The sequence below is a fragment of the Asticcacaulis sp. MM231 genome, from assembly GCF_964186625.1.
GTDB lineage: Bacteria > Pseudomonadota > Alphaproteobacteria > Caulobacterales > Caulobacteraceae > Asticcacaulis.
The window spans coordinates 2,151,520-2,172,955 of the sequence record NZ_OZ075108.1; the positions used below are offsets into that span (position 1 = coordinate 2,151,520).

At 58.2% G+C, this 21,436-nt stretch carries 12 protein-coding genes, 1 tRNA gene and 4 pseudogenes; 10 read left to right on the forward strand and 7 right to left on the reverse strand.

The window, feature by feature from the left end:
- The first annotated feature begins 80 nt into the window (after positions 1–80).
- Entirely contained in the window at positions 81–1,445 is a 1,365-nt protein-coding gene (locus tag ABQ278_RS10580) for a phosphoesterase (protein WP_349319561.1), read from the forward strand.
- Here the strand turns inward: ABQ278_RS10580 and ABQ278_RS10585 are convergent.
- Complete coding sequence (locus ABQ278_RS10585; RefSeq protein ID WP_349319562.1) at positions 1,412–2,554, reverse strand: aminotransferase class I/II-fold pyridoxal phosphate-dependent enzyme; 1,143 nt, start codon at positions 2,552–2,554, stop codon at positions 1,412–1,414. The genes ABQ278_RS10580 and ABQ278_RS10585 overlap by 34 nt on opposite strands.
- Before the next feature lie 91 nt (positions 2,555–2,645).
- The gene (locus tag ABQ278_RS10590; protein WP_349319563.1) at positions 2,646–5,384 is read right to left on the reverse strand and encodes a TonB-dependent receptor; all 2,739 of its coding nucleotides are present in this window, start codon (positions 5,382–5,384) and stop codon (positions 2,646–2,648) included.
- Positions 5,385–5,624: 240 nt separating this feature from the next.
- On the opposite strand from ABQ278_RS10590, the gene ABQ278_RS10595 reads away from it, so the two are divergent.
- Positions 5,625–6,692, forward strand: a complete 1,068-nt coding sequence (locus tag ABQ278_RS10595; protein WP_349319564.1) for a phosphatidylinositol-specific phospholipase C1-like protein — start codon at positions 5,625–5,627, stop codon at positions 6,690–6,692.
- 51 nt (positions 6,693–6,743) lie between these two features.
- Positions 6,744–8,171, forward strand: a complete 1,428-nt coding sequence (locus tag ABQ278_RS10600; protein WP_349319565.1) for a DUF6880 family protein — start codon at positions 6,744–6,746, stop codon at positions 8,169–8,171.
- 174 nt (positions 8,172–8,345) lie between these two features.
- On the opposite strand, the pseudogene ABQ278_RS10605 reads toward ABQ278_RS10600, so the two are convergent.
- Positions 8,346–9,647, reverse strand: a pseudogene (locus ABQ278_RS10605) (IS701 family transposase); the annotation flags it as partial.
- Between the two features lie 165 nt (positions 9,648–9,812).
- Here ABQ278_RS10605 and ABQ278_RS10610 point away from each other — a divergent pair.
- Both ABQ278_RS10610 and ABQ278_RS10615 read left to right on the forward strand, forming a co-directional pair.
- Positions 9,813–11,171, forward strand: coding sequence for an IS1182 family transposase (locus ABQ278_RS10610; protein ID WP_349319566.1), 1,359 nt, complete (start codon positions 9,813–9,815; stop codon positions 11,169–11,171).
- 173 nt (positions 11,172–11,344) lie between these two features.
- The gene (locus tag ABQ278_RS10615) at positions 11,345–12,424 is read left to right on the forward strand and encodes an IS630 family transposase (protein ID WP_023447558.1); all 1,080 of its coding nucleotides are present in this window, start codon (positions 11,345–11,347) and stop codon (positions 12,422–12,424) included.
- 25 nt (positions 12,425–12,449) lie between these two features.
- Here the strand turns inward: ABQ278_RS10615 and ABQ278_RS10620 are convergent.
- Positions 12,450–12,523, reverse strand: a tRNA-Gln gene (locus ABQ278_RS10620).
- A gap of 236 nt (positions 12,524–12,759) precedes the next feature.
- Between ABQ278_RS10620 and ABQ278_RS10625 the strand changes: the two genes are divergently transcribed.
- From ABQ278_RS10625 to ABQ278_RS10635, 3 genes and pseudogenes are all read left to right on the forward strand, one after another.
- Positions 12,760–13,665 (forward strand): rhodanese-related sulfurtransferase, encoded by a 906-nt coding sequence (locus ABQ278_RS10625; protein ID WP_349322145.1) that lies wholly within the window; start codon positions 12,760–12,762, stop codon positions 13,663–13,665.
- A gap of 147 nt (positions 13,666–13,812) precedes the next feature.
- A complete protein-coding gene (gene sppA, locus ABQ278_RS10630; protein ID WP_349319567.1) occupies positions 13,813–15,600 on the forward strand; it encodes a signal peptide peptidase SppA in 1,788 nt (595 codons plus the stop codon).
- A 447-nt stretch (positions 15,601–16,047) separates the two neighbouring features.
- Positions 16,048–16,341, forward strand: a pseudogene (locus ABQ278_RS10635) (transposase); the annotation flags it as partial.
- Positions 16,342–16,413: 72 nt separating this feature from the next.
- Here the strand turns inward: ABQ278_RS10635 and ABQ278_RS10640 are convergent.
- Positions 16,414–16,623, reverse strand: a pseudogene (locus ABQ278_RS10640) (transposase domain-containing protein); the annotation flags it as partial.
- 315 nt (positions 16,624–16,938) lie between these two features.
- Between ABQ278_RS10640 and ABQ278_RS10645 the strand changes: the two are divergent.
- Together ABQ278_RS10645 and ABQ278_RS10650 are read left to right on the forward strand one after the other, a co-directional pair.
- On the forward strand, positions 16,939–17,118 hold the full coding sequence (locus ABQ278_RS10645; protein WP_349319568.1) for a hypothetical protein: 180 nt from the start codon (positions 16,939–16,941) through the stop codon (positions 17,116–17,118).
- Between the two features lie 70 nt (positions 17,119–17,188).
- Positions 17,189–18,162, forward strand: a pseudogene (locus ABQ278_RS10650) (recombinase family protein); the annotation flags it as partial.
- A gap of 817 nt (positions 18,163–18,979) precedes the next feature.
- On the opposite strand, the gene ABQ278_RS10655 reads toward ABQ278_RS10650, so the two are convergent.
- Positions 18,980–20,605, reverse strand: coding sequence for an IS66 family transposase (locus tag ABQ278_RS10655; protein WP_349319569.1), 1,626 nt, complete (start codon positions 20,603–20,605; stop codon positions 18,980–18,982).
- Between the two features lie 406 nt (positions 20,606–21,011).
- Positions 21,012–21,389: a transposase gene (locus ABQ278_RS10660; RefSeq protein ID WP_349319570.1), complete on the reverse strand. Its 378-nt coding sequence runs from the start codon at positions 21,387–21,389 to the stop codon at positions 21,012–21,014.
- Positions 21,390–21,436 lie beyond the last annotated feature (47 nt).

The following is a 21,436-nucleotide window of genomic DNA, read 5'->3' on the forward strand; positions in this document are numbered from 1 at the left end:
TGGTGCCGCGTTTGTTATGACGCGTCACATAGCTGTAACAGGCGCGGCCTACAAATTCCTTTTTGTATCAAAGGAAGTCCATGTCCCGTTTGATGATCGCGCTGCTGGGCGCTTCCCTGATGGCCATGACGGCCCACGCTGAAGAGCGCCAATGGCTGGCCGGCGATCACCACGTCCACAGCCGCTATTCCGGCCGCTACAAAGACGGCGTCTACACACTGGGCACCGATGGCATCTATCCCATGGCCAGGAATGCCGAGATGGCGCGCACCTATGGCCTGTCATGGATGGCGGCGATCGATCACGGCGGCCTTAACCTGTCCAAGCAGCGCTTCGAACAGGCCTGGCCGGAACTGGCGGCGGCACGGGTCTCCGTGCCTGAGGTCATCCAGTTCTACGGCATGGAACTGGACACACCCGGTGGTGACCATGCCAGCCTAATCATGCCGCTGGACAACCGCGAGCGCGAGACCTTACGCCATCTGGAGAGCGCCTACGCCAAGGACGAGGTCGATGATCCCGCGCGCGACACCACGGCGAAGATGCTCGACATGTTGCACGAGATGCGCACCCTGACGCCCGAAGCGCTGGTGATCGCCAACCATCCGTCGCGTTCCGCCAATGGACTGACCGACTATAACGGCCATACACCGGCTGAATTGCGTGCCTGGAACGATACGGCGCCAGAGATCGCCGTCGGCATGGAAGGCGCACCCGGCCATCAGGGCACATCGCTCAAACCGGGTGTCACGCAGGAAACCCTGCGCAAACGCGGCTACTACGTCAAATCACCGACCTTCGGCGGCTTCGATGCCATGACCGCCACAGTCGGTGGCGTCTGGGACGGTCTGCTGGGCGAAGGCCGACGCTTCTGGATCACCGCCTCGTCGGATTCGCACCGCAATATCGCCGATGGCGGCGAAGATTTCTGGCCCGGTCAATACGCCAAGACCTGGGTTCTGGCACGCCGCACGCCCCAGGATATTTTGGACGGTCTGCGGCATGGCCGGGTTTTCCTCACCACCGGCGATCTGGTCAGCGAACTGGATATGGACGTCTCCGGCGCCGATATCGGCGGCACGGCCAAGGTCAAGCCTAGCCAGACAGTAACGGTGAAGGTCCGCCTGCGCGATCCGGCCGGTAGCAACGCCAATGGTGATAAGGCGGCCCTGAAGCGCATCGACCTGATCATGGGCGATATCACCGGGAAGCCCGCTGACAGCCATCCGACCACCCGCGTGGTCAGGCGTTTTACGTCTGCCGACTGGCAACAGAACGGCGAGATCATCACGCTTAGCTACAGCTTCACGGCCAGCAGAAGCGTTTATATCCGCCTGCGCGGTACCTCGACCGACGAACTGGAACCAAAGGAAGATCCGATCGGCGAAAACCCGTGGCCCGACCTGTGGGTCTACGCCAATCCGGTGTTTATAGAGGTGAAATAGACCTTCAGACGGCGGATCGCCTCTTCGATCTCCGGCGTCGAGACCGCAAAGCTGAAGCGGATGAAGCGGCGGCCCTCGTCCGGATCGAAATCGACGCCGGGCGCGGTGGCCACGCCCGTTTCCAGCAGCAAGCGCTTGCAGAATTCCAGACTGTCATCGGTCAGGCGAGCAATGCTGGCATAGACGTAAAATGCGCCATCAGGCGGCGCGATAGTGGTCAGGCCCATCGCCGGCAGGGCCGCCAGCAACAACTCGCGGTTACGGGTATAGACGGCGACATGCCCCTGCAGTTCGTCATGGCTATCGAGCGCCGCCACACCGGCGTGCTGGCTGAGCGAGGGCGCGGTCAGGAACAGGTTGCCGACAAAGGCGCGGGCACGATGCACATGGTCTTTCGGCACCAGCAGCCAGCCCAACCGCCAGCCCACCATGCTGAAATATTTGGAGAAACTGTTGACCACCAGCGCTTCGGGCGCGTATTCGAGCATGGAATGCGCCGGTCCGACATAGCTCAGACCGTGGTAAATCTCATCGGAGATGATACGGATGCCGCGTGCACGGCAGACTTCGGCGATCGCCGCCAGTTCACCCGCCGGCAAAATAGTGCCTGTTGGGTTGGCCGGACTGGCTATGATTACGCCATCCGGCGCCGGATCGAGCACGGCGAGGCTTTCGGCGGTAAGCTGAAACCGCATGGCGGCATCGCACGGGATTTCCACCGGCTCCAGATGCAGCGCCTTGAGTGAGTTGCGGTAGGCGACATAGCCCGGACGCGCCAAGGCGACGCGCTCGCCGGGTGAGAAACTCGAAATCAGCGCCAGCACCAGCGCCGGCGACGCGCCGCAGGTCAGGATGAACTGTTCGGGCTCGACGCTGACGCCGTAGGTATCAAGATAATGCCGCACCAGCCGCTGCTTTAGCTCCGGGCTTTCCCAGTAGCCGAGACCGTCGGTGTCGAGCACCTCATGCGCCACCTTGATGGCGGCCTGCGGCGCGCCGGTCGAGGGCTGGCCGAATTCCATATGAATGATCGAGCGGCCTTCGGCCTTCAGGCTGTGGGCCAGACGGCTGATCTCGATGGCGCGGAACGGGTCGATGTCACTTTGCATCCGTACTGATTAGGCCAAGTGTTCACGCATCACCAGACAAAAAAACTCCTCCTGTCGCCAGGAGGAGTTTCTTTCAATCAGATTCTAAATCTTAGAACTGCAGGTTCGCTCCGACAAAGACGGTGCGTCCGCTGGTGGTGGAATTCCACAGGCGACGGGCGCCGGCTTCGCCATAACCGTTGTTGAAGCTGTTATACTGCTCTTCGCGCTCGTCCGTCAGGTTGATCGCGTCGATGGTCAGGCGGATCTTCGGCGTGACCTGATAGAAGGCGGCGGCGTCGATATACTGGGTCGAGTTGAAACCTCCGCTGTCGATCGTGTAGTCCGAGCGGAAGTTCGACGATACGCGCGCGCCCCATGTCGAGGTTTCATAATAGAGCGTTACGTTATGGTTGACGTCAGACATGCCATAGATCGGGCTCTTGACGTTCTTGTTGTTGACCACGTTCATCGTCTCGGAGTCGATGAAGGTGGCATTGGCCACAACGCCTAAATTGTTGAACGGCGCCGGCAGGAAGAAGAATTCGGTCTGGGCGCTGAGTTCCAGGCCATTCAGCTTGGCGCTATTCAGGTTGACGGAGCGGACATACTCATCGACATTGGTCGAGGCCGTAACCCCCTCATAAAGACCTTCCTGCAAGCCCGTGCTGGCATAGGACACGTCATAATCGGTGCGGCTGACAACCAAACCGTCGATGCTTTTGTGGAACACACCCGCCGTCAGCATACCAACGCGACCGAAGTACCACTCACCCGACAGGTCGAACTCGTCCGAGGTGTAGGGGTTGAGGTTCGGATTGCCGGTCGAAACCTTGACGTAACCGTTATCGACGGACACCGAGCCGTTCATGGCGTAGGCGGCCAGCGACGGACGATTGATGTTTTGCGCGGCAGCGGCACGGATCTGGAAGTTATCGCTTACTTCCAGAACAGCGTTGAAGGCCGGCAAAACGCCCGAATAGGTCTTGGTGGCCGTGGTCGGCGTGTTGATGCCCTTGACGGCCATGGTACCCGATGACGTCAGTTCGGTATCATAGCTGCGCGCACCAATATTGCCGCGCACCGGCTTACCGAACAGCGAAGCCTTCCAGTCGAGCTGGATATAGCCAGCAGTCGTATCTTCCTTGACTTCATAGATGGCTTTCGGCGCGCCGAGCGTGCGCGTAACGTTGTAATGCGCCAGCGCCTTATCCCAATCGACGATCAGCCACGACTGATCATCATGCTGATTGAAGACCTTGTAGTAATCAGTGACGTGATCATCGACCGTGCCCTTTTCCCACTCGGTCTTCAGAAGGTCGTCCGTGGCCTGCTGGTAGCCCGAATTAATGAAGCCGCGGAAGGATGCACCTGCCTTCAGGGTCAGGTTGTCATTGAAGGCATAGGCGCCGTTAAGCTCGGCGTTTTCCAGTTCTGTCGTCTGGTAAGTGGCCGAGAAGTCGATTTCGTGGGCGCGGTAGTTGTTCGGGTCGGTCGTGTCCCACTTGTAGGTATTGTGCGCTTCATAAGGGCTGACGCGATAATCGGTGATTAGGCCACCGAACGCTTCGGTATAGAACTTGTCCGAGATGGGGATATCGTAGTCGGAGGTTTCCTTGCCGATATGACCTTCTATGGTCAGTTTGTCGGTCGGCTTCCACTCACCGGTCAGCACCACCTGATTAAAGGTGTTTTCGGTTTCCTGACGGCGGGTTTCGGTGGCGAAGACGGTGTTGTTGACATCGGCATAGATGACCGAATTGTTCTTATCATACTGGATCGACACCAGGCTCGGCGGGGCGAAATCCGAGGCCTTCTTACCGGAATGCGCCATCGACGTGCCGAGGATGGTCGAGCCGACCGAACCACGCGTCGCCAGATGGTTTTCACTACGGTCATTGGTGAACTTGCCGTAGAGCGCATCGAGCGTCAGGGTCAGGCTCTCGACTGGACGCCATTGCAGGGCCGTGGTCAGGCCGAGGCGCTCCTGATCGGAACCCCAGACCGACAGACGGTTGCCGCGCTGGAAGATCAGTTCGCCATTCATCGCCTTGGCCTGATCGGCCGCGCTTAGATTGGCGACGTTGGCGGCTGTGGCTTTCTGGGTGCCGGCGCCATAGGTGTTATAGCCCTGCTCTTCGGTCTTGCGCTTGCCGTAGGCGAGCGAAACGAGGACGCCGAACTTGTCATCCCAGTTATAGGAATACATGCCGGCGACGCGCGGTTGGAAATCCTTGGTGGCCGAGTTGGTGCCGCCTTGCAGCGAGAAGGCCGCCTTCTGGCCCCTGTAGTTGAAAGGCTTAGACGTATAGAGGCCGACTGTGCCCGCCATACCGCCTTCGTCCTGCTCGGCCGAGAACGACTTGTTGACGTCAACGCGGCTGAACAGATCAGAGGCGAAGATGTTGAAATCGAAAGCGCGATCGCGCGAGGTCTGGCCGCGGCTGTCCATCGGCGAGTCGACATTCCCCAGCACTTCCATGCCGTTCAGTTGCACGCGGGTGAAATCAGGACCGAGACCGCGCAAGGACACGCGGCGGCCTTCGCCGCCTTCACGGTTGATCGCCACGCCCGGCAGGCGTTGCAGCGATTCCGCCAGGTTCAGATCAGGGAACTTGGCCATGTCTTCCGCAACGATGCTGTCGGCGGTGATGTTGAACTCTTTCTTGAGTTTGCGCGCCATGCCAAGCGACTTGCGGAAGCCGCGCACCACGACTTCCTGGATGACCTCATCGGCGGGAGCCGAGACGGCGGTTTCAGTCTCCTGCGCCTGGGTGGCGGTGGTCAGCATGGACAGGCTCATGGCGCCGAGGGCCACGCCCGTCAGAAGCCATTTGTTATGATTTGACATAGATTGAACTCCAAAAAGCCGCCAAGGGGAGGTTTGGCGGGATGGAGCGCGGTTAGGTGTCGTTTGTGAAACCTGCTTGGCAGTTTTGTAACGGTTTCACGACCGTAAAGGCTTTTATAGCTACCGGCAACACTTTGACTTTATAAGTCGGCATAACGGCCACAAGTTACCGTTCATATCGCCTTTGTCATAACGTCACGATCAAGTGCTATGGCGGATCATCATCGTGCCGGAGTTCTCATGCGCCACCCTCTTTTCTTGCTTCTTGGTCTCATGGCTCAATCCGCCGTGGCGCAGCCTCTGGAGTTCGCAGCCCCCAAAGGCCTGCACATGAACGATCTGCAAGTGGTCGGGACGCACAACAGCTACAAGGTAGCTATCCCCGCACTCGAACTGGCGATGATCCGTGCCAAATCCGAGGATGGCGCCAAATCGCTCGATTACGGACACCTGCCACTGGCGCAACAGCTTAATCTCGGCATGCGCCAACTCGAAATCGACTTCCTTTATGACCCCGAAGGTGGCCGTTACGCCCACCCGCTTCTGCCGCAAAAGAGCGGTGCGGCCTATGATGCCACCGGCATGGATAAGCCGGGCTTCAAGGTTCTCCATATGCCCGACGTCGATGTGCGCAGCCATTGCGCCACCTTCATCCTCTGCCTGACGCAGATCCGCGACTGGTCGGATGATCACCCGGATCATGTGCCGATCCTGATCATGATGAACGCTAAGGACGGCAAGGCCAGCACGGACGGCGGCGTCACGCCCCTGCCCTATGACGCCGCCGCCTTCGATGCGCTTGATGCGGAAATCCGTTCGGTTTTCGGTCCTGACAAGCTGATCACGCCCGATGATGTACGTGGCACGGCCAAAACCCTGCGCGGCGGTGTTCTGGCCGGCGGTTGGCCCACGCTGCAAGCAGCGCGCGGCAAGGTCTTCTTCGCGCTCGATGAAGGCCCGGCCAAGGTGGCAGTCTATATGCGGGGCCATGCCTCGCTCGAAGGGCTACCGATCTTCGTCAACGCCATCAGCGAGGAGGCCGATCACGCCGCTTACCTCACGCTCAATGATCCGGTGAAACAGTTCGACCGCATTCAGGCCGACGTCAGGGCCGGCTTTATCGTCCGCACGCGCGCTGACAATTCCACCACCGAGGCCCGCAGCAACGACCATACCCGCTTTGAAAAGGCGCTGGCCTCGGGCGCGCAGTATATCTCAACCGACTACCCGACCCCGCGCACCGACTTCAGCCCCTACACCATCGCCTTGCCAGCCGATGCCCCGGCCAGACGCAATCCGCTGCGCTAAGTTCACGCGGTTACGCTTGCTTTTCAAAAGCCGCTCCACGTAAAACAGGGCATGGCCTCCAAAACCACGCTCAACGCCAAAAACCTTGAAGCGCTCGGCGCCGCTCACCTTGCCGAGCTTCTGATGGATATCAGCGAGGGCAATGCCAATGCCAAACGGCGGCTGCGCCTCGAACTGGCCGGCAGCGAAAGCCCTGGCAAGCTGACCAACGAGATCCGCAAACGTCTGATGGCCATAGGCGCAGCCACCGCCAATGTCGGCTGGCGCAGCCTGAAAGGCTTTCGCGGTGACCTAAACACGCAGCGCCGGTTGATTTCCGAGCAGGTGCAGACCGCCTCGCCCCAGGACGCCGCCGAGTTGATGTGGCAGTTTATCGCTCTGGGCGATGCAGTGATCGAGCGCACCAGCGATGCCTCAGGTGGCGTGGTCGAGATATTCCAGGAGGCCTGCCAGAATATAGGCACCATTGTTTCTGGCGATAAGGCCGATATCGAAAGCCTGCTGCATCAGATCGCGTTGTCCCAGATAAACAACACCTACGGCCAGAACGATCAGATCATTGCCCTGCTGGCGCCGAACCTTGACCGCGACCAACTCATGCAACTGCGCGACAGGATCATGACGGCAGCCAGGGAGCCCTTAGCGACGTCCACCGCAAAACCAAGAACGGCCAAGCGCTGGCGCAAGCGTGTGCTGGCCGCGTCGGAAAGCCTGCGCAAACGGACACGCGCCGAATCCGTGCGTGTTGCCCTGCTGGCTATCGCCGACGCGGCGGGCGATGTCGACGCCTTCATCGCCCTAATGAGCGATGCCTATGTGCCAGCTACTGCCGCGCAGATTGCTAACCGTCTGCTGAAAGCCGAACGTCCGCACGACGCGCTCAAAGCGTTAGATGGCGCACGACAAGGTCGCGGTCTGCCGCCGGCCGAATGGATAGAAGCACGTCTGCAAACCCTGGAGGTGCTGGACTACAAAGATGAGGCGCAAGTCTTGCGGCTGGAGCAATTCCGCCAGACGCTCGACAGCGGTTACCTGCGCGCCTACCTGAAACGCCTGCCCGATTTCGATGATATCGAAGCTGAGGATGAAGCGCTTGACGGGGCGAAGGCGTTCCCTGACGCCAATGCCGCGCTTGATCTGCTGGTGCGCTGGCCCTCGCTGGAACGCGCGGCGCAACTCGTGATCAATCGCCTATCCGAGATAGACGGTAACAGCGCAGAAGCCGTGACCTTTGCCGCCGACCGTTTGTCGTCACGCTATCCGCTGGCCGCCCTGCTGCTGCACCGGCAGATCGTCGAAGCCAGTCTGATATCGTTCAGCGAACCGGCCCACACCGCCGCCGGCCTCACCTATCTGGAGGCTGAAAGCCTGGCGCGTCATGTCGATGATTTCGGACGTTTTGATACGCACGAGACATGGTTGAAAAAACTCGGCAACCTCTATGGACGTCGCACCGCTTTCTGGAAAGCACTGCCCTGACAACCTTTTAATAGGAAGCTGAATAAAACAGGTCAGCTAGTCTTACTGCGTCATAAAGTGGCATTCTCAGGTATTGTTGGCTTGGTGCAACATGGACATCGCTGCAGGGTTCGACTGAGGGCGACTGTCAAACATCGTCGGATGGTCGCAATCGAATCCCTGACGTGGCGTTCCGGCCTGATTGGGGGATCCACGGGGTCGATAACCTTGGGGAAGGTCAAGCTTTTTGAGGTTCTTGGCAATGTTCGGCCCTGAGGGGGGAATGGCCTCCCGTCGGGAGATTAGGAAGGCGTAGGCGGCGATACAGAGACTTGCATGATGATGGAAGCCTCTCCACCCTCGACCCTCGTAATGGCCAAGGCCTAGTTCCTGCTTGAGTTCCTGATAATCTCGCTCAATTCGCCACCGCAATTTGGCGGTGCTGACGAGATCTTCGAGTGACGTGTCTGCTGGCAAGGTAGCAAGCCAGTATTTGAGCGGCGCTTCATCGCCTTCAGGCCATTCGATCAGCAGCCATTCCTCAGGGCGGGGTTCTGTCAGCTTATGGTCGCGGGAGGCCGGGTGCAGCCAAAGCGCGGTAAAGCGTGAACTCAGGTCCACATTCGTACCTTCTCGCCAGCAGACCGTTTTCCAAACCTCGGGCGGCAGCTCCCGTGCCAGCGCCTTTGCCGAGATGGGCGCGTGGTCGGGATTACGTTGCAGCAACGACGGTGGTCGTCCCCGGCCACTCCAAGGTTTTGGAGGCAAAGGAGCTTGCCCTGGACGCCAGACACTGAGTGTCGGCTGTACACCCAAGACATAGGTGAGGCCAAGCGTGGTCAGGCCAGCGCGGAAGGTGCCATCCGCTCCGTAGCCAGCGTCAGCCAATACCACCCCAGGCGCAACACCGGCGGCCTTAGCGGTGCGGACCTGATCAAGTGCGATAGTCGGCTTTGTTTGGAAGCCTATCTCCTCAGGGACCTTCACTTTACGCCGCCGCTCTGGATCATCGCACCAGGTCTCAGGCAAATAAAGCCGATAGGCGATCGGTAGGCTGGCCGCAGCGTTCGCAACCGACAGGCTGACGGCGACCTGGCAGTTATCCTGTTTGCCGAGCTGACCACAATATTGCCGCGCTACGCCAACTGAGTGCCTCCCCTTCTTGGGAAAGCCGGTGTCGTCGATGATCCAGGCCTTGATCGGTCCATGCTGCTCGATCTGCGGAAGCACCCTCTCGCGAACCCGCGCCAAAAGCGCCTCGTCTGACCACGGTGCCTGCCCAACAAAATGCAACAAAGATTGGTGTTTCGCCGAAACCCGCGAAGGCGAAGTCACAGCGGCCAGGGGCTCTACGCTCTTGCGATCAACAGGCAGCATCAGACCAAGGCAGTAATCCTTCAACGGCTCCGCGCGATCGGCATGGCCGATCACATCAACCAGACTATGGACATAATCCAAAAACGATGCTTCACTTAATCGCGTGCTAAGGTCACTCATCCAGCCTCTCCTGAAAACTATGAATCGACGAGGCTAGCACATTTCCCCAAAACGCGAATCCCCCCCAATTTTGTGACTCAGTAAGACTAGGAGCACGTCCGAGTAATCAGCCTTTTTGAGGTTTTTGGTCGACAGTTGTGTGTCTTGGTGATTTACTCATTTCCTATGAGCACCAAGACATTCCGGCCCTGGCTAGTTGACCAACTTCAGCTTCTTCCACCTTCTGTGGACGAATTCGTTCCCGCAGGTCACCTGTCTCACTTTATCCGAGACATGGTTAGGGAAGATCTTGATTTGTCTTCTATTTTGGATGTTTACAGCGAGGATCGCGGTTATCCACCTTATGATCCTCGCATGATGACGGCCCTGCTACTTTATGGTTATAGCCGGGGTATTTATTCGTCTCGTCGCCTGGCAAGGTCGTGTGATGAGCGGTTAGATTTTATGGCGGTTACTGCGATGAACCGTCCTGACCATCGGACGATCTCCGATTTTCGCAAACGTCACTTGAGCGCGTTGTCCGGCCTATTCCTGCAGGTGTTGACGCTATGCCGTAAGGCTGGTCTTGTTGCCTTAAACCATGTGTCTGTGGACGGTACGAAGATGAAGGCCAATGCGTCAAAAAATAAGGCTATGAGCTACGGTCGGATGAAGACCGCCGAGGTTGACCTGGAAGCTGAGGTTGCGCGTTGGCTTAAGTCCGCAGAAGCTGCAGATGCCGCTGAAGATGCAGAGTTTGGTGACAAGCGTGGCGATGAAACGCCAGACTGGATGACTTCGAAGGAAAAGAGGCTGGCGAAAATCAAGGAGGCACGAGCCGCCCTTGAGGCCGAGGCCAAAGCAAAGTCTGAGAACAAAAAGGCTGAAGCGGCAAAGTCCGGAAAAGACCCGGAAGATCCAGACGGCCCACCAGCATCATCCGGGAAGAAGCGTGGACCCAAGCCGAAAACGCCCGAAGGTATGCCATCCGATAAGACACAACGGAACTTCACTGACCCTGATAGCAAAATCATGCTGGGACGTGATGGATTTATCCAAGGCTATAATGCCCAGGTGGCCGTGGACGCCAGGGCTCAGATCATATTGGCGCATGACTTAAACAACTGCGCCGCCGACTGCACCCAGTTGGTGCCTATGGTTGACGCCATTATTGCCAATACTGGCAAGGCTCCAGACGAATTATCGGCTGATGCAGGCTATTGCTCCGAAGCCAATATAGCGGCCATGGAAAATCGGAAAATAGACGCCTTTATTGCAACCGGACGTCAAAAGCATAACAGCCCGGCTGCGGATGGCGGCCGGGCCAAAACGCCCAAAACGGAAGAGATGCGCAAACGATTGCGCGAAGGCGGCTATGAAAGTCCATACCGTTTACGAAAGCAGACGGTAGAACCTGTGTTTGGCCAGATCAAACACGCCAGAGGCTTTCGTCAGTTTCTAATGCGAGGCATAGAAAACGTATCCGCCGAATGGGCAATGATCTGTACCGTTCACAACATCCTGAAGCTCGCCAAGGCAACCTAAAGACAAAACACCTTCTGAACAGACTGGCAGCAACGAAAAAATGGCCGGGCCCGATATTGCCGAACCAAATCAAAAAATACCTAACCCCAAAACTGGTTACTCGGACGGGCTCCTAGTGTTGCGGAATCAACGGATGGATTCCCTTGATCTTGCAAATATGCGAGTTTGTGTCGATGGACATGGACAAAAGGCTGTTGCTGTCGCCTGAGGCTCGGGTGCGGTTGGAAGGTTGGGTGGCGGACCGGAACACGCCGCAGAAGCTTGTTTGGCGTGCGCGGATCGTGCTGATGTGGGCGGACGCGGCGAGTTTGGCGTCGATTGTGCGGACGCTGGGCAAGACCAAGAAGACGGCCTACCGCTGGCGCGATCGTTATCTTGAGCAGGGTGTCGATGGGCTTGGGCGCGACGCGACCCGGCCTGGCCGTAAGACGCCGTTGAGCGCCGAAGTCATTGCGCGTGTGGTCGAGATGACGCTGCGACAGAAGCCACCGGCTGCCACGCAATGGAGCGCGCGCACGCTTGCCAAGGCGGTGGGTCTGAGCCACACCAGCGTACAGCGCATTTGGAGCGCGCATGGGCTCAAGCCCCATTTGACCAAGACGTTCAAACTGTCGAACGACAAGCAGTTCGTCGAGAAGGTGACGGACGTCGTCGGTCTCTATCTTGATCCGCCGGACCGGGCACTGGTGTTCTCGGTCGATGAGAAGTCACAGATCCAGGCGCTGGACCGCACCCAACCGGGCCTGCCAATGAAGAAGGGGCGGGCGGGAACGATGACCCACGACTATAAGCGGCATGGCACGACGACACTGTTCGCCGCCCTCGATGTCGCCACCGGCAGGGTGATCGGCGAATGCATGAAACGTCATCGGCACCAGGAATGGCTCAAATTCCTTCGACTCATCGACCGCAGCACGCCCAAGGGCTTCGACCTGCACCTGATCGCCGACAACTATGCCACCCATAAGCATCCGGCGGTCAAAGCATGGCTGGCCAAACATCCTCGCTTCCACATGCATTTCACCCCCACTTCGGCGTCCTGGCTCAATCAGGTCGAACGCTTTTTCGGCTTGATAACAGGCGATCGCATCCGCTGCGGCGTGTTCAAGAGTGTCGCCGAACTCGAAGGCGCAATTCAAGACTATCTCGATCATCACAACGCCGATCCAAAGCCCTTCGTTTGGACCAAATCCGCTACAGACATTCTTGAAAAGGTCGCCAGGGGGCGACAGGCGTTAGAGTCACAACACTAGGTCAGGTAATTCAGAATAGCAGAATTGGCTGGGGAACTAGGACTCGAACCTAGAATGACGGTACCAAAAACCGGAGTGTTACCATTACACCATTCCCCAGCATCTAGCTGGTCCCGCGAAGCAAAGTATGTCGTCGCGAGAGGCGTGGAGATAGCGCAAGGTTTTACGCAAAGCAATCCCCTGCAACAACTTTTTCGCCGAGACATGCCTCTGTTTGCCCTTTTTATGTGAACAAATTCAAAATCCGTTGCGCCTTACAGGTTTGCGACAGAAGGCCGCAACGCTCTGACGCATTGGCGATTGGCGCTTTCTGTAAAATGTGATACGTGCGCGCCATGTTTGAGACCGCGAAAAACCCTGACAGCGACACGACCTTCGTCATTGCCGCCTTTTATCATTTCTTCGACTTCCCGCACTTCGAAGCCATGCGCGAACCTTTGTTCGAGCGCCTGAGCGCGCTTGGCATCAAAGGTTCGCTGCTGATCACCGCCGAGGGGGTCAACTCCACCATGGCAGGTACACGCGAGGCCATCGACACCTTTCTAGACTATCTGCAAAACGACCTGATCGGCGCCAAAATCATCTGGAAGGAATCCTACGCTGCCTACCAGCCCTTTGGTAAGGTGCGCGTGCGGCTGAAAAAGGAAACCATCGGCTTGGGCGAACCGGTTTCGATGAAAAAATTCGGTCAGTACGTGGCACCGCGGGATTGGAACGACCTGATCAGCCGTGACGACGTGGTGATTATCGATACGCGCAATGATTATGAGGTCAATCTGGGCACGTTCAAGAAGGCTATCGATCCCAACATCCCCAATTTCAAGCACCTGCCGCAATGGACACGCGACAATGCCGAGGCGCTGAAAGGCAAGAAGGTCGCCACCTTCTGCACCGGCGGCATCCGCTGCGAGAAATATACCTCATGGCTGATCGATCAGGGCATCGAGGACGTTTATCATCTGCAAGGCGGCATCCTGCAATATTTCGAAGATGTGCCCATAGAGCAATCGCTTTGGGATGGCGAATGTTTTGTTTTTGACGAGCGCATTGCCGTCGATCACCAACTTCAGCCCTCACAAACCGCAGTCTTGTGCCTGCATTGCGACCACGCCCTGACGGCCGACGACCAGCAACAGCCGAGCTACATCAAGGGCCAGTCCTGTCCTCACTGTCAGGGTGACTCGCAACATGCACACGATCGTCCGGCAACACGCAAACATCCCGGCCGTACCAAGTTCTAGCCAATCACGTATCTCTCCCTACATAAGGGATGCAGGACAGTCACAAGGGCCCTTCCGCACACGAGTATGACAGCGACTTCATTTGACCTGCGGGCATTAAAGTTTATGCTGCAAGGTTGAATAGATACGGGGGGCTTTGGGTTACGCATGAAACAGTTCTTTATCACGCTGGCGGCGGTCGTTACGGCCCTCGCCCTTGTCTTTGTCGCCTTGCCGATAGGCCTTATCGCCTGGGTGGTGGCTGCCTCGAAGCCCACGGTGCCGAACGCCGTCGTGCTGTCGCTGGATTTGCGTCAGAAGATGACCGACCAAAGCCAAAACTCGCCCCTCTCCTTCATCACCGGCAGCGGCCTGTCCACGCTCGATGTCGTCACCACCCTGCATCACGCTGCTGACGATGCCAAGGTCAAGGGCGTGTTCATTCGCCTGCCAGAAGGCGGCATGTCGCCATCGGCTGCCGAAGAAATCCGTAACGCCATCATCTACGTCCGCCGCGCCAACAAGCCGGTGATTGCCCACAGCCAGGGCCTTTACCCTGACACCATGGTCGTGGCCTCCTACATGCTCGGCGCCTCTTCGGGCAATCTATGGATGCAGCCGCACAGTTCCTTCCAGGTCACCGGTATCTCGACTTCGACCATGTTCCTCAAGCGCGCCTTCGACAAATATGGCATCAAGGCGGAATATGAGCAGCGCTACGAATTCAAGAACGCGGTCAACCCTTATCTTTACAGCGATTATACCCCAGCCCACCGCGAAGCCACCCTGGGCTGGATGGGCAGCATCTACAAGTCGATGATCGGCTATGTAGCGGCTGATCGCCGCGCCGACGCTGGCAAGTTGCAAACGACGCTGGAAGCCGGCCCCTACGCCGCCGAGCAAGCGCTTAAGCTGGGTCTGGTCGACAAGCTCGGTCAGGTTCAGGAAGCCGAGGATGCAGCGCTCAAGGGTGCAGGGGATGGTGCCAAGATCATGGATATCTCCGATTATGAGCGCACGATTTCGCCCTCCTACAGTGGCGATGTTATCGCGGTGATCGATGGCGAAGGCGCGATCGTGACCGGCCGCGCCGGCAGCGGCAACAGCCTGACCAGCCGCGAATCTAATATGGTCTCGGACGAGATCGCCGGCGCCTTCTACAAGGCCGCCAAGGACAAGAGCGTAAAGGCTATCGTGTTCCGGGTGTCGTCGCCCGGCGGCTCGGATACGGCATCAGAACAGATTTCGCAGGCCATGCAGGCCGCCAAGGCCGCCGGCAAGCCGGTCGTCGTCTCCATGGGCGAATACGCCGCCTCGGGGGGCTATTGGGTATCGGCCGGCGCCTCGTCCATCGTAGCCAATCCAAGCACCCTCACCGGCTCGATTGGCGTCTTTGGCGGTAAGTTCGCCATCGGCGATGCCCTGGGCCGCTTTGGCATCGATAGCCGCGACATCTCGGTCGGTGGCGATTACAGCCAAGCCTTCAGCCAGTCACAAAACTTCAGCTCGACGCAGCGCGCGGCAATCTCCGGCTGGATCGACGAGATCTATAACGGTTTCGTCACGCACGTCGCCACCGGCCGTAAACTGCCCGAAGCTACGGTGCGCGAAATCGCCAAGGGCCGCGTCTGGACCGGCGAACAGGCGCTGGGGCTGAAACTGGTCGATAAACTCGGCGGTTTCTACGACGCCGTTGATGTTGCCAAAGGGCTGGCCAAGATCGACAGCAAGGCGGACTTCCGTTTGGTGAACTATGGCACGCAGCCAGGTCTTTTCGGCGCCACGCGTGACAGCGTTCACGCCGGCATAAGCGGCCTCAAGGCTCTGTCGTTCCTCGGCTGGGCCATGAGCGATCCGAAGGCCGAAGCCGTCATGTCGCAAATCTCCGACCAGCGCCTGCGCGAACAAGGCGCCACCATCCTTGCACCGGAGCCTTACCAGCCTACGATACGGTAAGCCCCCGCTCAAAGAGCATAATAAAAGCGCCCTGGCATTAGCCACGGGCGCTTTTACTATGATTGTCTCTTCTAGGCCGTGTGGACGAATTTTTGTCGGTATATATTTTTAGGATTGAACGAACCCGCTGAGGCGGGAGAGGAGTGCGTGTTGGCTGTGATGCCCTCCTGATGGGAAGGTTTGGTTGCTGAGACCAACCCCTGATCAGGAGACCACCCGATGTCTTATAACACCACTACAGTTGAACACTGGCGACCCAGAACGATCTGTCGCACAAACTTGAAATACCCTCTTGGCAAGATCGATTGCCAAAACACAAATCTCAGACATGGCTACCTCCTCGGTTTGATGGAGCACCAGAATGACATCAATATCATCCGACGCCTACCGGAGGGGTGAACCGCCCCGGGTTTGCCGGAGGCCCTAACTCAATAGTAGGATAGGGCTATGACAAACAAAACGACGAATAAATTTTCCCCCGAGGTCCGCGAACGCTCTGTGCGGATGGTTCTGGATCATGAAGCCGATTACCCTTCCCGATGGACGGCGATCCTGTCGGTGGCTCAGAAGATCGGCTGTGCGCCGGGCACTTTGAACGACTGGATCAAGAAGACCGAGGTCGATAGCGGCAAGCGCGCCGGCGTCCCGACTGATCTGTCTGAGAAGATGAAGGCCCTGGAGCGCGAGAACCGGGAGCTGCGGCAGGCCAACGAGATATTGCGCAAGGCCAGCGCTTATTTCGCCCAAGCGGAGCTCGACCGTAAGCGTAAATGCGTCCCCATGTTGCGGTTTTTGAGATTTGTGGGTCGGTTTTTACGCCGCGTCTGGCTTGAAGTTCCAGGGCGTGAGTTCGTCGATGCGTGAGACGGGCCAGTCGTTGGCGATACGCTCGAGCGTCTGTGTCATCCAGGCCTGAGGATTGACGCCATTCATCTTGGCGGTTTGGATAAGGGAGGCGATCGTCGCCCAAGTGCGCCCGCCACCGTCAGAACCGGCGAAGAGGGCATTTTTCCGTGTGATGGTCATCGCCCGTCCATTCTGCCCATATAGGCGAAGAAGTTGAAGTCCATTATCGTTGGCATCCCTATTTTCGCAATAGGGTCAACGTACGGCGCATCGAGAAACGTGCGAACGGACTGTTCTTAAAAATTCTCGGCCCGGTTGGGACGGTCGTTTCCATTCCGGGCCGGATGATCGATCCTATAGCATGCGCGGACATGAGGCTTGGTGCGCCGCAAGTTGACCTCGTAGCATTGTCCGACTTGAAGCGGCTGGTCAGCCAGGCGGCCATTGTCGCAAACTCCCCGCGCGAGAATGGAATCGCAAGGGAGGACGTCGATGAGACAGTACAAGGTACCCGCGCCGACCAAAGGCGCGCAAATGAGCCTGATATTCGAACCCCGCATGCTGGACGGGCTAAGCGCGGCAGAGCGGGCGAAGGCCCGATTGACCCTTGCGCGGATATTGATGCAAGCGGCCGGAGTGGCTGTCGAGGAGGCCGTCGATGACCGGCAATGACCTCATCCCCGCTTCGCTTCTAATGCGCAAGGCGGTCGTCTACGTCCGCCAGTCGACGCAGTCCCAAGTCATGACGAACCTGGAGAGCCAGCGACGGCAGTATGATCTCGTCGATATTGCGCGGCGCCATGGCTTCGCCGACATTGAAGTGGTCGACGATGACCTCGGTCGGTCTGCCAGTGGGACGGTGGCGCGCCCAGGCTTTGATCGCCTGGTCGCTTTGTTGTGTGCCGGCAAGGTTGGTGCTGTCCTTTGCCTGGATGCATCCAGGCTCGCCAGGAATGGGCGCGACTGGCACCATTTGCTCGAGCTATGTGGGCTCGTCGAGGCCCGTGTCATCGATCATGATGGCACCTACAATCCATGCCTGCCCAACGATCGCCTTCTTCTCGGCATGAAGGGCAGCATCAGCGAGTTCGAGTTGGGCGTTCTTAAGACGCGGATGCTCGATGCCGCCAGATCCAAAGCCCACCGAGGTGAGCTGCGTCTGTCGGTACCCTTCGGCTATATCTGGCACCGTGAGGCAGGTCTGGGCTTCGACCCTGACCGTCGCCTTCAAGAGGTCATCAGGATTATCTTTGCAAGGTTCAAGGAGCTTGGCAGCGCCAGGCAGGTCTTGTTGTCGATGACGGTTGACCAGATTCACTTCCCACGCCCCTCGGACGAGGGACGCATGACGAACTGCGTCTGGCTGCCGATCCGCTATCGCAATGTGATCGGAGTGCTTAAAAATCCATTCTACGCAGGCGTCTATGTCTATGGAAAAAGTGAGAAGCGCGTGTCGATTGTCGAGGGACGTGCCCGCAAGAGCTACGGCCATGGCAAACCGGAGGGAACTTGGGAGGTGATGATCAAGGATCATCACGAAGGCTATATCGCCTGGGACGACTATGAGCGGAATCAAAAGCAGTTGGCGCTCAACAACTACGGTCGCGCAGGAGGCGTAAAATCTGGCCGTGGCGGAAGGGCGCTGCTGTCAGGCATAATTACGTGTGGACAATGTGGGCGGAGACTCAGCGTCGCCTATACCGGGAACCCGATGAGCCGCCCAGTTTATCGCTGCGACAAACCTAATTTGATGATGGGATTGCAGCGATGTATGACCTTCGGAGGACTAAGAGTGGATGCGGCGGTTGCATCTGAACTGCTGCGTGCGGTAGAACCTTTAGCGATCGAAGCCGCGTTTGAGGCCGAGCGGATGCACCGGGAACGACAGGAAGAGCAGCGCCAGGTCCTGGATCTTGAGCTCCAGCAAGCGCGGTACGAGGCGAAGATTGCTGAACGGCGATATGCCGCCTGCGATCCCGACAACCGCCTGATCGCTGCCCAACTCGAGAAGAACTGGGAAGGCGCACTGCGCCGTCTGCGCGATATCGAAGGGCGGCAACCCGTTGATAAGCCGTCTGTCATAGAAGTCGATCCCAGCGCCTTTGCCAACATGGCCGAGAACCTGGCCGCAGCCTGGAATGCGCCCGACGTGACTATGCGCGCGCGTCAGCAGCTCTTGAGGGCTTTGATCGCAGACATTATCGTCGATGTTGATGACGCTGTACGTGATGTCGTGCTCACGATCCACTGGCGAGGAGGTCAGCACTCCGAACTGCGCGTCCGAAAGCCCAAAAGCGGTGAGCATGGTTGTGCAACCGCTGACGACGCTTTGGCCGTGATGCGCAGCATGGCTGGCCGCTGGTCTGACGAGCATATCGCCGCGTCGCTCAATCGGATGGGGCTGCCGACCGGTCAGGGCAAAACCTGGACGGCCCACCGTGTCTCTTCCGTTCGCCGCGTAAGGGGAATCCACGCCTACCGATCCGCAGATAAGGATGGTGAGTGGCTGACCATGGCGGAAGCCGCGAAGGCTTTAAGCGTAACCAGCCACGTGATCCGGCGTCTCATCAAGCACGGGATCCTGGCGGCGGAGCAAGTTGTTCCCGGAGCGCCACATCAGATCCGCAGCTCTGACCTGGCCTCGGACGCGGTTAAAGCGGCGTTGGCCCGGAAGACCGCCCCGTGTCGCACCACGGACCCGGACACGCTTCCAATGTTTACAAACACTTGAAGAAAGAATGCACAATGAATCCCTCATCGTCTGAGGCCTTATGGCGCGTTCGACGATATTGGAGTCGAGTTCTATACGCCCGTCATAAAGGAACCTCTCCAGAACCTCGCGGCGTCTCAGAGCGTATTTAATCGCCACTGCCATTGATGATTTTTGAGAGAGCTGGGGTAGGGTCTTTTCCCAGAGCTTGAAGAGATCATCGACGACGGCCTCACTGTGTGCCAGACGGTATGCGGCCCGGACCTCGGGTGACTGGCCACGAACCTCGTCTTCGTGGCGCCAAAGCGCCGCCATGATTTCAACCGTCTGGGTGGCTACGGCCGAGCTTTTATTGGCATGCAGGTCGTAAAACTTTCTGCGGACATGCGCCCAGCACCCGGCAAGCCGGATGCCAGCATTGACGTCTGGCGCCTTTTCAAGCTGTTTATAGGCCGTATAGCCATCGACCTGCAGAACGCCATTGAAGCTGGCAAGGTGGCGCTTTGGCCGGTCGCCGGAGCGACCGTCCTCGAACTGGTAGACGACGATCGGCGGGTCACCTCTGCCGAAGGGGCGGTCGTCTTTCACATAGGCCCAGAGATAGTTGTGTAACACCTTCCCGTTTCCGGGTGACAGGGTCGGCAGAACCGTCTCATCGGCGAACAAACGCTCAGCCTTGAGAAGCTGCTTCATCATATAAGCGTGCAAGGTGGTCAGCTCGAAGCCCACAACTCCCATCCAACTGGCCATCACCTGCCGGCTGACCTCGATGTCTTGCCGGGCGAAGATCGCTTCTTGGCGATAGAGCGGCAGACCATCAGCGTACTTGGCGACAGCGATATGTGCCAACAGGCCCTCGGTTGGCAGACCGGCCTCTACAATATGGTTCGGTGCCCTGGCCTGAAGGACCCCATCGATTGTCTTGTCCTTATAGGCATACCGAGGCCGGACAGTGACGATAACCCGGTAGGTCACCGGCAGCACGTCCAGGCGTTCGCTCCGGTCTTCACCGATGCGAACCTTCATCTTGCCCGCGTGCTCTGCCGGTTCCTCCGGCTCAATGACGACCTCGACGCGCTCAAGGTGCGCCGGCAGGCTTTTACGGGGACGTGAAGGCGATGCGGAGGATTTTGCCCGCCCCTTGCGGATTTCGGCCTCAAGCGCACCAACGCCGGTGGACACCTCTTCAAACAGAAGGACGAGTTGTTCGTCATCTTTCGCAGGCGGCGTCTGTAGAGACTCGGATTTGCGCGAGAAGCGACCACGGTTGAAGATTTTGAGTATGTCGTTAAGGCGATCCAGACGTTGATTGAGGGCGTCTTCACGCCCCTTCAAGACGCTTACCTCCGCTTCCAGCGCTTCTACCCGAGCGGCCTTTTGGGCCATTTCCAGAGCGAACGCCATTAGCGCCGCTGGATCTTTCGGGAGGATAATCGTGGGGTCCGACATGAACAGTTTATACCACGCAAACCCCTTATTTGCATGGCTTTTCTTTGCATTATGCGCCTATTTTCTCACCCCGTAAGGCTCGGGCGTACCACCCTTTCCGGATGAACCCGCTTCCAGTCAAGCCCATCGACGAGGGCTTGCGCTTGAGCCTGGTTTAAGCGGATCCGGGCCTGGCCTACCCTTGGCCAGCAAAACCCTCCCGTCTCCAAACGCTTTGAGACCAGGCAAACCCCTGTGCCATCAAACCAGACCATCCGCAGCCGGTCAGCCCGTTTAGAGCGGAAGACGTAAACAGTCCCATTGAAGGGGTCGAGCCCCGCATCCCGAACCAGCCCCAGTAGCCCATCCATACCTTTACGGAAGTCAATCGGCTGGGCCGACAGCAATACCTTGACGCCGGTCGGGATCATGCTGCGCGCACCGCGCGTATCACTAGGCTCAGGGACTGCTCATCGATAGGGCCTTTGCAACGCACGACCAGGCCGCTAACTTCAATCTCAATAGAGCCAATCTCGTCACGTAGGGGGCGGTGGGATCCACTATCCGGGTTGCCCTCACTAACCAGCCCTCGTTCCCGGCAGAACCGACGCCATCCAAACAACTGCGACGGCGAGATGCCAATCTCACGCGCAAGCGCCGACGCGTTTACCCCTGGCATCATAGATCGCGACGCCATCTCGGCTTTGAAGTCTTCAGGCCAGTCTCTCCGAACCCGACCGACGACACCGCTGGCAACAAGTTCCACAAATTGACTATTTCTAGTCGCACGCATAGGCGTAGCCATAGAAGTTCATATCCCCGTTTATAAAACAGGGCATTTTCGAACTTTTT

Bases quoted from the DNA above. Each gene is read 5' to 3' on its own strand.
- ABQ278_RS10610 (WP_349319566.1), top strand. From the start codon at position 9,813: ATGAGCACCAAGACATTCCGGCCCTGGCTAGTTGACCAACTTCAGCTT.
- ABQ278_RS10615 (WP_023447558.1), top strand. From the start codon at position 11,345: ATGGACATGGACAAAAGGCTGTTGCTGTCGCCTGAGGCTCGGGTGCGG.
- ABQ278_RS10600 (WP_349319565.1), top strand. From the start codon at position 6,744: ATGGCCTCCAAAACCACGCTCAACGCCAAAAACCTTGAAGCGCTCGGC.
- ABQ278_RS10595 (WP_349319564.1), top strand. From the start codon at position 5,625: ATGCGCCACCCTCTTTTCTTGCTTCTTGGTCTCATGGCTCAATCCGCC.
- sppA (WP_349319567.1), top strand. From the start codon at position 13,813: ATGAAACAGTTCTTTATCACGCTGGCGGCGGTCGTTACGGCCCTCGCC.
- ABQ278_RS10660 (WP_349319570.1), bottom strand. From the start codon at position 21,389: ATGGCTACGCCTATGCGTGCGACTAGAAATAGTCAATTTGTGGAACTT.
- ABQ278_RS10645 (WP_349319568.1), top strand. From the start codon at position 16,939: ATGAGACAGTACAAGGTACCCGCGCCGACCAAAGGCGCGCAAATGAGC.
- ABQ278_RS10580 (WP_349319561.1), top strand. From the start codon at position 81: ATGTCCCGTTTGATGATCGCGCTGCTGGGCGCTTCCCTGATGGCCATG.
- ABQ278_RS10625 (WP_349322145.1), top strand. From the start codon at position 12,760: ATGTTTGAGACCGCGAAAAACCCTGACAGCGACACGACCTTCGTCATT.
- ABQ278_RS10585 (WP_349319562.1), bottom strand. From the start codon at position 2,554: ATGCAAAGTGACATCGACCCGTTCCGCGCCATCGAGATCAGCCGTCTG.
- ABQ278_RS10590 (WP_349319563.1), bottom strand. From the start codon at position 5,384: ATGTCAAATCATAACAAATGGCTTCTGACGGGCGTGGCCCTCGGCGCC.
- ABQ278_RS10655 (WP_349319569.1), bottom strand. From the start codon at position 20,605: ATGTCGGACCCCACGATTATCCTCCCGAAAGATCCAGCGGCGCTAATG.